The sequence below is a fragment of the Paraburkholderia sp. J12 genome (genome assembly GCF_905220215.1).
In the GTDB taxonomy this organism is placed as follows: domain Bacteria; phylum Pseudomonadota; class Gammaproteobacteria; order Burkholderiales; family Burkholderiaceae; genus Paraburkholderia.
In genome coordinates this window covers 98779-113455 of the sequence record NZ_CAJMZC010000004.1, presented here as the reverse complement: position 1 = coordinate 113455, position 14677 = coordinate 98779, and the positions used below count along the sequence as shown (strand labels likewise).

Annotated in this window: 8 protein-coding genes; 6 read left to right on the top strand and 2 right to left on the bottom strand. The window is 68.2% G+C overall.

Annotated features, from left to right (window positions below):
• The first annotated feature begins 98 nt into the window (after positions 1-98).
• The 6 genes from U5760_RS11610 to U5760_RS11585 all read left to right on the top strand — a co-directional run bounded on the left by U5760_RS11610 (position 99) and on the right by U5760_RS11585 (position 6303).
• On the top strand, positions 99-791 hold the full coding sequence (locus tag U5760_RS11610; protein ID WP_322011876.1) for an HAD family phosphatase: 693 nt from the start codon (positions 99-101) through the stop codon (positions 789-791).
• Between the two features lie 172 nt (positions 792-963).
• A complete protein-coding gene (locus U5760_RS11605) occupies positions 964-1428 on the top strand; it encodes a MarR family winged helix-turn-helix transcriptional regulator (RefSeq protein ID WP_322011874.1) in 465 nt (154 codons plus the stop codon).
• An 8-nt stretch (positions 1429-1436) separates the two neighbouring features.
• Positions 1437-3578, top strand: a complete 2142-nt coding sequence (locus U5760_RS11600; protein WP_322011872.1) for an FUSC family protein — start codon at positions 1437-1439, stop codon at positions 3576-3578.
• A gap of 36 nt (positions 3579-3614) precedes the next feature.
• On the top strand, positions 3615-3827 hold the full coding sequence (locus U5760_RS11595) for a DUF1656 domain-containing protein (RefSeq protein ID WP_028225273.1): 213 nt from the start codon (positions 3615-3617) through the stop codon (positions 3825-3827).
• A 5-nt stretch (positions 3828-3832) separates the two neighbouring features.
• Complete coding sequence (locus U5760_RS11590) at positions 3833-4825, top strand: HlyD family secretion protein (RefSeq protein ID WP_322011871.1); 993 nt, start codon at positions 3833-3835, stop codon at positions 4823-4825.
• Entirely contained in the window at positions 4822-6303 is a 1482-nt protein-coding gene (locus U5760_RS11585) for an efflux transporter outer membrane subunit (protein WP_322011870.1), read from the top strand. Before U5760_RS11590 ends, U5760_RS11585 begins: the two co-directional genes overlap by 4 nt.
• Positions 6304-6309: 6 nt before the next feature.
• Here U5760_RS11585 and pbpC read toward each other — a convergent pair whose 3' ends face one another.
• Together pbpC and U5760_RS11575 are read right to left on the bottom strand one after the other, a co-directional pair.
• The gene (pbpC, locus tag U5760_RS11580; RefSeq protein ID WP_322011869.1) at positions 6310-8562 is read right to left on the bottom strand and encodes a penicillin-binding protein 1C; all 2253 of its coding nucleotides are present in this window, start codon (positions 8560-8562) and stop codon (positions 6310-6312) included.
• Between the two features lie 11 nt (positions 8563-8573).
• Positions 8574-14657: an alpha-2-macroglobulin family protein gene (locus tag U5760_RS11575; protein WP_322011866.1), complete on the bottom strand. Its 6084-nt coding sequence runs from the start codon at positions 14655-14657 to the stop codon at positions 8574-8576.
• Positions 14658-14677 lie beyond the last annotated feature (20 nt).

Below are 14677 nucleotides of genomic sequence, written 5' to 3'. Positions count from 1 at the left end.
CTGCCGGCGAGCGTCGCATCCTGCGCGCGCTCCGGGTATCATCGCCCTCCTGCGCCCGGCATAAACCGCCATCCCATTCTCACCGACCCAGACCGACGATGTCCCATTCCTCCTTCGACGCCGTGCTCTTCGACTGCGACGGCGTGCTCGTCGATTCCGAACGCATCACCCACCAGGTACTGGTGCAGTTGCTGGGCGAACTGGGCTGGACGCTGGCCGTGGACGAAGCCATGCAGATCTTCGTGGGCAAGATGGTGATCGACGAGGCCGCGCGCATCAAGGCTCACACGGGCTACACCATCGACGAAGCCTGGCTGGCCGGCTTCCGTGCGCGCCGCAACGAAGCGCTGGAGCGCGACCTGGTGGAAATCCCGGGGGCTCCCGCGGCCGTGCGTGCGGTCCATGCGGCCTTCGGCGGGCGCATTGCGGTCGCCTCGGGCGCCGACCGCCGCAAGGTGGAATTGCAGCTGCGCAAGGTGAAGCTCTTCGACTGCTTCGACGGGCGCATTTTCAGCGGCCACGAAACGCCGCGCAGCAAGCCGCATCCCGACGTCTATCTGGCCGCCGCAGCCGGGCTGAACGCCGCCCCCGCGCGCTGCGCCGTGATCGAGGACACCGTGACGGGCGCCCGCGCCGGTCTCGCCGCCGGCGCGACGGTATTCGGTTACAGTCCGCCTGCACCGGGCCACAGCAGCGCGCAAGCGCTGCGGGAAGCCGGCGTGGCCCGCGTTTTCACCGACATGGCGGAGCTGCCGGGCCTGCTCGCAAGCTGGCGCCCTCCCACCGCGTAGCCTTTGGGCGACCTTAACAATCGGACACCTTGATGCCGCGAAAGTCGCGCAAATCCGACACGCCGCTCACTTCCGTAGCACCGTTCTGGCGACTCGATTACCATCGCGTGATGGCGTCGTTAGCCGGAAAAGATAGTTTGCTACCAAATCGCATTCAGCTATCATCCCGCCGATGTCGAATCTTCATACCTTACGTCTGGCCGTCAGCAGCACGCTCGTCGTGGCCGCGCGCAAATGGCGGCGCACGAGCGACAGCGTGCTCAGCACGTACAACGTCTCCGAAGCCTGCTCCACGCCGCTCCTGATCGCGGGGCGCCTGGGCGAGGCCGTGCGCCAGGTCACGCTCGCCGAGCACGTGGGCATAGAAGGGCCCTCGCTCGTGCGCCTGCTCGACCAGCTCTGCGCCGCGGGCCTCGTGCGCCGCGACGAAGACCCCGACGACCGCCGCGCCAAGACCATCACGCTCACGGATGCCGGCCACGCCGTCACCGAAAAAATGGAAGAGGATCTGCGTGCGCTGCGGGGCCGCGTGCTCAAGGGCGTGACGCGCGCCGACCTCGAAGCGACGCTGCGCGTCCTCAATGCGTTCAACGCGTCCGAAGCGGCCGAGGCCGCCGACGCCACCCATCGCGAATGAACGGCGTCATGACCTACCCCACCGTGCGCGACTGGCTCTTCTCGGTCAAGACCTTCGCGGCCGCGATGCTGGCGCTGTATCTCGCGCTCTACTTCGAACTGCCGCGCCCCTACTGGGCGATGGCAACGGTCTATATCGTCTCGAATCCGTTCGTCGGCGCGACCCGCTCGAAGGCGCTCTATCGCGCGCTCGGCACGGCGCTGGGCGCGTTCGCCGCGATCGTGCTCGTGCCGCCGTTCGTGGAAATGCCGTACATCTTCAGCGTGATCGTCGCGCTGTGGACCGGCACGCTGCTGTTCTTCGCGATCTCCGACCGCACGGCGCGCAGCTACGTGTTCATGCTCGCGGGCTACACGATGCCGCTCATCGCGCTGCCCACCGTGACCGATCCCACCACTATCTTCGACGTGGCGATCACGCGAACCGAAGAGATCACGCTCGGCATCGTCTGCGCGAGCGTGGTGGGCAGCGTCATTCTGCCCAGCCGCCTTGCGCCCACGCTCATCGAACGCGCGGATACCTGGTTTCGCGACGCCGCGTTCTACGGCCGCGAAACGCTCTCGGGCCACCTCGCGGGCACGGCGATTTCGGCCTGCCGCCAGCGCCTCGCGATCACGGTCAACGGCCTCGAGTTCCTGCTGAGCCAGCTGAGCTACGACCACACGCACCCGGAAATCCTCTCGCGCGCCGAGTCGCTGCGCGGCCGCATGCAGCTCTTCCTGCCGATGATGTCGGCGCTCGCCGATCCGCTCGTCGCACTGCTGCGCCTCAATTCGCGGCCCGAAGGGCTCGACGCGCTGCTCGCCGACGCCGCCAAATGGTTCGACTCGCCGTTGCCCACGCGAGTCTCCGAGATGCAAGGCGAAGCCGGCGCCGGCGACCCCGCGGCCGAGGCGCTGCGCGCGCGCCTGGCAGCCCTGCAGCCCTCGCGCGAAGCGCTCGCCAGCTGGGAAGGCGCGGTGCTCTCGAACGCGCTGTGGCGCCTTGGCCAGGTGATCGACGTCTGGCAGGACTGCAGAACATTGCGCGCGCTGATCGCCTGCGAGGAAGGCAGCTGGCTGCCGCGTTACCGCCACTGGCGGCTGGGGGGCACGGAACGCTTCTTCGACCGCGGCATGATGCTCATTTCCTGTCTCGTGCCGGTGAGCGCGATCGTGGTGGCGAGCGCGCTCTGGATCAGCTCGGGCTGGCACGACGGCGCCGGCGCCGTCTCGCTCGCGGCCGTGGCGTGCAGCTTCTTCGCCGCGCTCGACGAACCCGCGCCCATGGTGTTCCGCTTCTTCGCCGCCACCTGCGCGAGCGTGGTGTTCGCGGGCCTCTATCTCTTCGTGGTGCTGCCGCACGTGCACGACTTCGAGATGCTGGTGATCCTGTTCGCCGGACCGTTCATCCTGATCGGCACGCTGATCCCGCGGCCGGCCTTCAACATGGTGACGATGCTGGTCGCCGTGAACACGGCCACCTTCATCAGCATCCAGAGCGCTTACGAGGCCGACTTCCTCGTCTTCCTGAACAGCAATCTCGCGGGTGTGGCGGGCCTCTTGTTCGCCTTCCTCTGGACGCGCGCCACGCGCCCCTTCGGCGCGGAGCTGGCCGCGCGGCGCCTGTTGCGTTCGAGCTGGTACGACGTGGCGATGAGCGCCTCGTCCGCGCCGCTCGACAACCAGCGCAATCTCGCCTCGCGCATGCTCGACCGCCTGATGCAGCTGCTGCCGCGTCTCGGGGCCTCCGACGAGCATCGCCATCCGTCGATCGAGAGTTTCCGCGACCTGCGCATCGCGCTGAACGCGCTCGATCTGCGCCGCTCGCGCCGCAGGCTCAGCGGCGAGCTGCCCGACGCGATCGACCGCGTGCTGGCCGGCGTCAGCGCCTACTACCAGCGCTGTGCGAACGCGAGCATCCGCGAGCCCGCGCCGCAGGCGCTGCTCGACACCATCGACGACGCGTTCGGCCGCATCGTGTCCCACAACCTCCCGTCCTCGCCCGCCACGCCCGCGCCGGGCAACACACCCGCAGGCGAGGCGCGCCGCGCCCATGCCTCGCAGCGCTGGCTGCGCGACACGCTGCACGCACTCGTGGGCATGCGGCTCTCGCTCTTTCCGAACAACGCGGGGCAAGCGCCCCATACCGCCACCGAGGCCAAGGCATGAGTCCGTCTTTTCGCACTCTCTTCCGGGAACCGCACCATGATCGGTGAAGTCGACATCTTCGGCGTGTTCGTGCCCGCCGTCCTCGTGCTGATGCTGATCGCGTACCTCATCAACGTCGTGATCGGCAAGGTGCTCGTGCGCATCGGTTTCTACCGGCTCGTCTGGCACCGCTCCATTTTCGACCTCGGCATCTACGTGTTCGTGCTCGCCGGCGTCATCATCGTCTCGCACCGCTTCATGCCTTACTGACTAACGTGAAAAAAACCTGGTTCTCCGCAGGACAGATCCTGCTGACGCTCATCGTCGTCGTGGTCGCCGCGCTCGTGCTGTGGCGCATCGTCAACTACTACATGTTCGCGCCGTGGACGCGCGACGGCCATGTGCGCGCCGACGTGATCCAGGTCGCGCCCGACGTGGGCGGCCTCATCACCGGCGTGGAAGTGGTGGACAGCCAGCAGGTCAAGCAGGGCCAGGTGTTGTTCGTGATCGACCAGGCGCGCTATACGCTCGCGCTGCGCCTCGCGCAGGCCACGCTCGAACAGCGTCAGGCGACGCTGGCCCAGGCCAAACGCGAGTACGCGCGCAATCTCGCGCTCGGCAACCTCGTGGCGAGCGAAACGCTCGAAGAAAGCCGCACGCGCGTGGATCAGGACGAAGCCTCGGTCGCCGACGCCCAGGTCCAGGTGGATACCGCGCGCCTGAACCTGCAGCGCACGACCATCGTGAGCCCCGTGGACGGCTACCTGAACGACCGCGCGCCGCGCGTGGGCGAATACGTTTCGGCCGGGCGCGCCGTGCTCTCCGTGGTCGATATGCATTCGTTCCGCGTGGACGGTTACTTCGAGGAAACCAAGCTCTCCGGCATCCATATCGGCGAGCCCGTGGACATCATGGTGATGGGCGAACCGCACGCGCTGCGCGGCCACGTGAAGAGCATTGTCGCCGCGATCGAGGACCGCGACCTCACGCCGAGCCCGAACCTGCTGCCCAACGTGAACCCGGCCTTCAGCTGGGTGCGGCTCGCCCAGCGCATTCCGGTGCGCGTGGCGCTTGACGAAGTGCCCGACGATTTCCGCATGATCGCGGGCCGCACGGCGACCGTTGCCGTGCATACGCCCGAAGACGACAAGAAGGACAAGAAAAAGCCGGCCGCCGCGGGTGCCGGCGCTGCAAGCGGCGCGGTGGCTTCGCAGCCCGCGACGACTGGCAACGCCGCCCCCGCCAGCGCGGCAGGAGCCTCGCAATGAAGCGCCGCAGCCTGTGGCGTGCCTTCGCGCTGGCGCCCATGGCGCTGGCGCTCGGCGCATGCATGAACGTCGGGCCGAACTACAAGCTGCCGGGCAACGCACTCGTGAACGCACCGCTCGCGCAGGGACCGATTGCGGGCACCCAGGGCGCGCCTGTCACGCAAGCCGATGTCCCCGACGACTGGTGGCGCCTCTACGACGACCCCGTGCTGAACGATCTCGTCGAACAAGCGCTGAAGTCGAATACGAGCCTGCGCGTGGCGGCCGCCAATCTCGCGCGCTCGCGCGCAGCCGTCGAGGTGGCGAAAGAACAGGGCGGCTTCTCGGGCGGCGCGAGCGCCGGCTTCCAGCGCGCGCAGGTATCGGGCGAGCAGTATCTGCTATTCGAAAAGATACCTGTCGCCACGCTGGGCGACCTCGGCCTGAACGTTTCGTATGAGATCGACCTGTTCGGCAAGCTGCGGCGCGGCGTCGAAGCGGCGAACGCCGACGACGAAGCCGTGCTCGCCGCCACCGACCTCGCGCGCATCACCGTCGTTGCGGACGTGGTGCAGGCCTACGTGCAATCGTGCTCGGCCGCCGAAGAACTCGCGGTCGCGAGGGAATCGCTGAAGCTGCAACAGGAGCGCCTCGCGCTCACGAAACGGCTGCGCGACGCAGGCCGCGGCAACCAGCCGGACGTGACGAGCGGCCAGACCCAGGCCGCAACGGTGGCGGCCGATATCCCGCGCTTCGAAGGCCAGCGCCGCATCGCGCAGTACCAGCTCGCCATGCTGCTGGCCCGCTCGCCGTCCGACCTGCCGCCCGCAGCGCTCTCGTGCGCGCAGTTGCCGAAGCTCAGTCAGCCGATCCCGGTCGGCGACGGCGCCGCCCTGCTCAAGCGCCGCCCCGACGTGCGCGAAGCCGAGCGGCAACTCGCGGCCGCCACGGCGCGCATCGGCGTGGCGACGGCGGAGCTCTATCCGTCGATCAGCTTCGGCGCGGGCGTGGGTTCGGTCGGGGTAACGGGCGATCTGTTCACGCCGGCAACGAATAGCTGGTCGTTCGGACCACTGATCAACTGGACTTTCCCGGTCAATGGCCAGCGCGCGCGCGTGCAGGAGGCCCAGGCCGCAACGAGCGGCGCGCTCGCCCACTTCGACGGCGTGGTGCTCAACGCGCTGCGCGAAACGCAGACGAGCCTCGCGACCTACGCGGCGGACGACCAGCGCACCGAGGCACTGCGCGCGGCCTACGTTTCCGCGCAGCAATCGGCCGACGAAACGCATCGCCTGTACGCAGCGGGACGCGAATCGTTCCTCTCCGATCTCGACGCCACGCGCACGCTCACGAACGTGCACGCCCAGGTGGCAGCGGCCGAAGGGCAGGTGGCGGTCGATCAGGTGAAGCTGTTCCTCGCGCTGGGCGGCGGCTGGAAGCAAGAGGCTGCCGAGCCACAGGGCAACGGCAACACGAACGCGACCGCCACCGCGAAGTAATCGACTCTAACGCGTGGCCCCGGCGACCGGCGGCATGCGGGCGCTTGCCGGCACCCCCGCCTTCGCCATCGCCCCGCGCACTTCGAACCGCACGGAGTCCGTGACCTGGCCGCGCGCATCGACAAGTTCGAGCACGTGCTTACCCGGCCACGGCAGCCACGCCACACGTGCTGCCGCTCCGAGCGGCTTGCCGTCGAGCCGCCACATAACGCGCGTGGTCGATCCCGTGGCGCGCTCAAACCACACGCGCTGCTGCGCGGGCGGAATGTCGGGATCGACCGCGAAGATGGTGCCGTCCACCGGGCTGCCGATCTGGGCCGGGCCGCGCGCAAGATCGGAGGCATTGGCGGCGAGGCCGACAACCGGCGTGGCCGTGCCCGCCAGGAACCACTCGTTGCGCGCGGGCTCCACCGCATCGGCAAACGTCACGCGCACGCGTTCGACGCCAGGCGGCGGTGCGGGCGCCACGCTCGGCGTACGGCGATGCAGATAACCGACGATCGCGGCCCACACCGGCGCCGCCCCGCTCACGCCGGAGACGTCCCACATCGGCGAGCCGTCCGCATTGCCCACCCACACGCCCACCGTATAACGCGAGGTGTAGCCCACCGTCCAGTTGTCGCGCATGTCCTTGCTCGTGCCGGTTTTCACCGCCGAAAACATGCGCGTGGCGAGCGGGCTGTCGAAGCCGAAGGTGCGCGTGCGCGCGTTGTTGTCGGCGAGCACGTCCGTGACGATGAACGACGCGTCGCGGCTGAAAACGCGCGTGCCGGGCTGCGTCGCCGAAGACGAAGCAGGCGACGCGCCCGCCGGCAGTTCGACGATCGGACTCGCCACCCCGCCGTTGGCGAGCGCGCGATACGCGTTCGTGAGCGAAACGAGCGTCACGTCCGCGCTGCCGAGCGCGAGGCTGTAGCCGTAGTAGTCGCCGGTTTCGGTGAGCGGCAGGCCGAGCGTCTTGAGCGTCTTCGCGAAGCGGTGCGGCGTGACCATCACGAGCGTGCGCACGGCCGGCACGTTCAGCGACGAACCCAGCGCCGTGCGCACGCTCACCCAGCCCTTGAAACCCTTGTCGTAGTTCTGCGGCATGTAGAGGCCGCCGCCCGTGGCAAGATCGAGCGGTGCGTCGTCCAGCAGCGAAGCCGTCGTCACGCGCTTTTCGTCGATCGCCTCGGCGTAAAGAAACGGTTTGAGCGTGGAGCCCGGCTGACGCAGCGAAAGCGCCGCATCCACTTCGCGCGCGCCCGAAAGGCCGCCCGAAGACCCCACCCACGCCAGCACTTCGCCCGTCGCGTTATCCAGCACGATGGCCGCGCCGTCCCTCACGTTGCGCGGATGCGCGGGCTGGTTCAGTTCGATCAACGTGCGGGTGAGCGTATCGCGCACGAAGCGCTGCAGATTCGCATCCAGCGTCGAGCGCACGCGCTGGCCCGCAACAGGATGCGCCGCGCCCGCGATCTGGCGTGCGAAGTGCGGCGCCAACGCGTCGGCGCCGTCGAAGCCGGCATGCTCCCCCGCCGATGCCGGCCGCGCGAAGGCCATCTGCACGAAGCCGTCGAGGTTCGTACAGTCGCCCGCGTCGTTCAGATCGCGCAGGATGCGGCAGGCGCGCGCGGCCACCTTCTGCCAGGGCGCGTTCGGCGCGCGAATCAACGCGGCGGTCACGGCGGCCTCGCGGTCGTCGAGGCCGGAGGGCGCCTTGCCGAAGAGCGTCTGCGAGATCGCGGCGAGGCCCACGGTCTCGCCGCGAAACGGTACGAGATTCAAATAAGCTTCGAGTATCTGGTCCTTGCGCCAGCTACGTTCGAGCCGCAGCGCATCCACGGCCTGCACCGCCTTCTGGCCGAACGAGCGCTGGCCCGAGCGCTTCGGATCGTCGTCGAGCAGGCCCGCCAGTTGCATCGTCACCGTCGATGCACCGCGTGTGCGCGTATTCCACAGGTTCGCCCACGCGGCGGCAGCAGCGCCGCGCCAATCCACGCCGCTATGCTCGTAAAATCGTTTGTCCTCCGAAACGACGATCGCCGCACGCAGCGCAGGCGAAACATCGTCGAGCGCGACCCAGTCGCCGCGCCGCGCCGCATGCTCGATGCGAGTGCGCTGCAGCGGCGTGCCGTCACGCGCGAGCAGAACCCAGTCGGAACTGCGCCATTGCGCGCGGACCTCGTCGTAGGCCGGCAGCGCAGACGCCGTAACGGGCAACAGTGCGGCCCACGCCACGATAGCGACGGCGGCCCAGACTCTCACGCGCGCTTGCATGACCGCTCCGCTCACGGCGCCGGCTTCACGACCACCGGCGCGTTGGGCACGGCACCGAAGATCGCGGGCGCGTAGAGCGCCTCCACGCGCGTGGGCGGCAGGCCGAACGTGCCCACGTTGTTGAGCCGCACCGTGTACTCGATCGACACCTTCCCCTTCGGCAGATAATCGTAATACGCGCGATAGCCATCGAAGCCGCGTTCGATGAAAGCGGGCCACGGTTCGTCCTCACCGTGCTTCTCGCCTTGCGTCGCCACTGCCGAATCGCGTCCGAGCCCGGAGCCCAGGATCGTCGCGCCCGCCGGCACGGGATCGTTGACGACCACCCACGTCATGTCGCTTTGCGCATCGATGTCGAGGTGAACCCGCAGCACGTCGCCGCGCGTATAGACGCCCTTCACGGCCGGCTCGACCGGCGTCACCGTCTTCGTGATGCGATACCCCGCGGCGAACGGCGCTTGCAGCGGCACGGCGGCGAGACTTTCCACGGTCGCCCACGGCTTGCCGGTCCCCTCCTGCGTGAGCGCGAGCGTTCCGCCCTGGTGCTGCGCCGGCCAGCCGAGCAGCACGCCGCGCACCGCAACCGAACGCGTGGCCGCGGTCGCGCCGGAAGCGGCACCCGCGGGCGCAGCGCTCCACGAAACGGAGCGCTGCGTGTCGCCCAGCGCGATCTTCGTCGCACCCGTCACGCCTTCGCGTTCAAAGGCCTGCGAGAAGCGCTCGACGGCAATCGCACCATACGCGTTGGCTGTCGTCGTGTCCCACGCGCCGTTGTTCTGCATGGCGAGGAGGCCTGCCACGAGGCGCGGCATCTCGTCCTTCCATGCGGGGTTATCGACGAACGTGAGCGCGAGCCGTGCCGCATTCACCTGGGTGTTCGTCATGAGCCACCAGAGGTTGTCGCCGTCTGCCGTCGAGAACGTGAGCTGCGTGCCCTGGTAGCTGAGGCGCGCGCGCAGGATCTGTTCGAGCTGGGCGAGCTTCGCGTCGCGATCGGGCACGTCGCGCATGCGCGTGAGGCTCGCGTAATAGTCGATCACCGCCGAAGTGGGCCACTGGTTCGGCGCGATCTCGATCGAGCCGAAGAGCCGCGCGTTCGCGGCGCCGTAGCGCGAGAGCGCGTCGATGGCCGCGAGCTTGCGCAGGTCGAGGTCGCGGCGCGGCGCCCAGGTGTTGCGCTGGAGGCGACCTTCGACGAAGCGCGTGAGGCCGTCCTCCATCTTCGTGCGCAGCGCGTCGCTCAGTGCGAAGTGCGCATCGAGCTTCGAGGCTTCGTCCGTCACGGCGAGCAGATAAGCGGTGAGCGTGGGGCTGCCGCGGCTCGGACTGTCGTCGGAAGGCGGGAAGTAATTGGCAAGGCCGTCGCTATCCAGATAGACCGGCATACGCGCGAGCACCGCCTGCCAGCGCGCCGAGTCGCGCAGGCCCAGCGCCACCGAGGTCTGCTGTTCGAGACAGCCGTACGGATAGCGTTCGAGCCAGCGCGTCACACCCGGCAGGCCATCGGCAAGCTTCGGCTGCAGCGACACCGCAATGCCGCCGCGCACGCGGCCGTCCTTCGTAGCGCTTGCGTTCGCGGGCGGCGCCACCGGCACCGAGAGCGTGCCGTCCAGCTGGGCGAGCGTGGCCTGCTGGACCGTCACCGGCACCGCTGCGCTCACGCGCTGCGTGAGCTTCACCGCGTCGCTCGCGTGCGCGCCGCCCTGCTCCGCCGCGCTCACGTTCCAGACCAGCGCGGGAAGGTCGGCATCGGCCAGGCCGTCGGGCACCGTGGCCGTCCACGCGATCTCGCGCGACGAATCGGGCGCGAGATCCACGGTCTGCGGTGCCAGCGCGAGCGGCGGCACGTTCGGCGTGACCACCACCTTCATCGCACGCGAGGTGGTGTTGCGCAGCGTGAACTGCGCGCGGAACGCGTCGCCTTCGCGCACGAGCGGCGGCAGACCGGAAATCAGTTGGAGGTCCTGAGTACTTTCGATCGTCGCGCTACCCGTACCGAAGCGCTGCGCGCCGCTCGCCGCCACCGCGACGATCCTGAAGCGCGTGAGCGAATCGTTCAGCGGCACGTCCACCTGGGCTTCGCCCTTCGCGTCGAGCGTCACGTTCGGGTTCCAGTACAGCAAGGTGTCGAAGAGCTCGCGCGTGGCGGCATGTCCACCGCCGCCGCCCGCGGGCACCGCCTTGCGGCCGAAGTGGCGGCGGCCCACGATCTCCATCTGCGCCGTCGAGGTTTCCACGCCATAGGCACGTTGCTGGAGCATCGCATCGAGCAGATTCCAGCTGTCGTTCTGCATCAGTTCGAGCAGCGCTTCGTCCACTGCCGCCACGGCGACCTGCGTGCCGGCCGGCACCGGCTGGCCATTGGGCAACTGCACGCGCAGCGCCACGTGTGCCTTGCCGCGCACGGCATAGCGCTTCGCGTCGGGCGTCACCGTCACGTCGAGCCGGTGCGCGGCGGTGCCCACGCGAATCTGCGCGAGCCCGTAGCGGTAGGCGGGCTTCGAGAGATCGACGAGCGGCGTGGGCGGTTCGTACTGGCGCCCCTCGTACCAGAACGCCCGCGCCCATTCGAGCGGCGCCTTCCAGCCCCAGGTAAAGAACGAATACCACGGCACCTCGTGAATGCGCCCGCGCAATGCGAGCACGGACACATACACGTTCGGCCCCCACTGGTCGCTCACCTTGAGCTCGACGGTGGGATCGCGCCCGTCCAGATGCACGACGTGCGTTTCGATGGTGCCCTCGCGCTCCACGGCCACGAGCGCCGTAGCGAAGCGGAACGGCATGCGCACCTGGAAGCGCGCGGTTTCACCCGGTTCGTAGTGGGTCTTTTCGGGCAGCACGTCGATGCGGTCGGTGTTGTCGCTGCCGAACCAAAGTTCGTCTTCGCGCGTGACCCAAACCGAGGTCGTCGCAGTGGAGGCGTGGCCGTCGCCGTCCGTCGCCGTGGCGATGAGATCGATATTGCCCGCCTCGCCGAGCTTCGCTTCGCAGGTGAGGAGCCCGTGGTCGTCGCTCCTGCCGCTGCACAGCACGCCCAGATCGTGCGTTTGCGTGTGGTTGTCGTAGGCATAGAAGCCACCCACCATGCGCTTGCGCGACGTGATGGTGGTACGGAACACGCCGCGCACTTCGAGCTTCACGCCCGCGCGCGGCTTGCCCTGAAGGTCGAGCGCCAATGCCGTGACCGGCACCGTGTCGCCCACCGATACCCAGCGCCCCGACTTGATGCCCCCCACGACGGCAGCGGGCCACAGCGTGGCGCTGCCGCCTATCGTCTGCACCTCGCCGTTGGGGTCCGCGAAGGTCGTTTCGAGCGCGAGACGTTTGGGCGCCGTCACGTCGGGCAGGTTCTTCAGCACGAGCGAGCCCGCGCCATTGCGGTCGAGCGTGAGCGGCTCCTTGTCGGCCACGAGCTTCGCCGTTTCGGCGGCGTCTTGAGGCGTGCCGTCTTCGTTGTCCGCTTCGCCGTCGCCGGTCTTGGCGTTCGTGCTTTCGGGCACGTAGGGCGTGAAGCTGAAGTCGCCGAAATCGTCCGTGAAGGCGGGCGTGTAGTCCTTTACGAGCGCCGAAACCTGCACGGGCAGGTTCGACGCCGCGCCGCCCGAGACGTAGCCGATCTGTACAGAAACCGGCGCTTCCTTCGCCGCCACGAGCGGCGAGGTCTTTTCGTTGCGCACGGCAACGGTGCCCGTGAACACCGGCACGCGGAACGCTTCCACGCGGAAGCTGCCGCTGTCGTAGTTCATGTGGACGGTGTCGTCGCTGTTGTCACCGCTATCGTCGCTCTGTGCACCCGGGTCGCCGTCATCGAGCGAAACGTCGTATTCGCCCAGCTTGGCTTCCGCAGGAATCCTGAACGTGGAGACAGCCGTGTGATCGGCGGACCAGGTGAGCGGCAGATGGTAGGTCTGCCCGCTCCCCGTATGGCGGATCGTCACGCGCCTCGGATACGAGTCGGGAAACGACAGGCCATGCATGTTTTGCGCACGGATGAAGTGCTTCATCGACACCGTCTCCCCCGCACGGAAGAGCGGCCGGTCGAACACGGTATGCGCGATCACGGTGGGCGTGACGCTTGTATCGGTCGGCACGTCGAAGCGCCACGCTTCGATCCCGCGGTTCCAGTCCGACTGCACGAACGCCATGTCGGGGCCGGTCTTCGGATCGTCGATGCGCGCCGAAACGAAGAACCCGCTATAGCTGTTTTCGCCGCATGGATGCCGACTCGCGAGCGGACCGTCGATGGTCATCAGGCCATGCGCGTCGGTCTTGCCCACGGCCACCTGTTCGCCGTTGCAGTCTGAAACGCGCACGTCGGCGCCCGGCACCGGCTCGCCCTTGTCGAGCGTCGTCACCCACACCAGGCTGTTTTCGCGGCCCTGCTTGAAATGCACGCCCAGGTTGGTGATGAGCACCGCCGTGCGCACGTACATCGGCACCGACTTGCCAAGCAGCGAAGCACCGAGCGAAGGCGATGCCAGTTCGATCACATAGAAACCCGGCTTCTGCACCGGTATGCCCACCACTTCGAATGGCCGCAGCGCCTTCGGATCGGCCTTGGGCAAGGCAAGAGTCTGTACGCCCGGCTGGCCGGCGAGCAGCGAGAGCGAACGCACGTCGATCATGCGTTCTTTCCGGCTGTTGTCCGTGTTCGCATCCGCATCGGAGTTTGCGTCGCCGCCATCGCTGTCACTCGCCACCGGCTGCACGACAACCGGCGATTTCGAGCGTGCGAGCAACCCCGGCATCTGCTTTTCGATGGACGATTCGCTCATGCCATAGGTGTCGAACTGCTCCACCAGGCGCATCCAGCGCCGCATGTCCGTATCCGAATCCAGGGAGAGCTTCGAGAAGCGCGCCTCGCCCGCGTTGAGCCCCCGGATGTGCAGATCGGCTTCGACGTTGCGCAGCGTGACCGGCACGATCGGCGGCATGCCCGGTTCGGCGTAGCGTTCGATGATGCCGAAAGTGGACGACGAGAACTTCGCGAGCGGCGGCATGGGCGCCGTGGCCATCTGCAACGGGAACAGATCGGCGTTCGCGAGCGGCCGGCCGCTCGAATCCTTGAGCCCCGCGGGCGCGAGCACCGTGAGCATCGCGTGGTCGGGCAGCGGCGCGGCGAATTCGATCGTCCTCACTTCGTTGTCCGTGGTATCGCCTATGTCGTCCTTCTCCGCGGACGGCGCGATCTCGCCGTTGGGGCCGCGAATCCGGAAGCGCTGGGCGTCGGTGCGCGCGACGTCCGCGCTCAGCTCTACGCGCAGCGGCAGAAGCGGCGAGCACGGCGCCTTCGCGTTCTCGCGCTGGCAGCTCACCTTCGCCGTGAACGGCTCGCGCACCGTATAGTCGAACCGGGTCTCGGCATCGTTCGGCGTGCCGTTCGGACCCATCACGCCCTTGCCATAGACCAGCTGCATTTTCGCGCTCGAAGGCAGCGTCTGCTGGCACGCGATCGTGAGCACGCGCGCACTGTCTTTCTGGAGCTGGAAGTGCTTGAGGAGCGTCGCGCGCGTGGCGGCATCGACGTTGCGCACCGGGATGCGGTTGCCGAGCCCCTCCGACTCGCACCAGACGTGCTCGTGCACCGATGCGTCGGTGGCCGGACCGTTGAGCGTGAGGACGAACACCTGGTTCTCTTCGATCTCGCCGGCGTAGGGCGCGCGGTCCACGGGGAACGGGCCGCCGGTCGAAAACGCATAGCGCCGCGCGCCCGTCACCGCGTTGCCCGCCACCGACTTCAGCGCGTCGTTGAGCGCGATGGTGCACCGCATGTCGGGAGGCAGCGTATCCTTGAAATTCCACTTCCAGGTCTTCTCGTCGACCCATTGGCTCTGACCCTGGCTCTGACTCGCGCCTGCGGCAGTGCCGGTGCACGTGACGTGTGCGGGAGCCGCTGCATCCGCGGCGCCGAAGGCCACCATCGGCTCGTCGAACTTGATCACCACCTCGCGCACCTGCGCGACCGTCCCCTGGGGCGATACGCTCAGCGTGCGCGCGGCATCCGCACGCCAGCCGAAGAGCGCCGAAGCGCCCACCATGACGGCTAACGCCGCCATCCACCACCCGATCTTTTTCGCCCTGTGGGTTTGCATCGCCCGTCCCTGTTCTCACG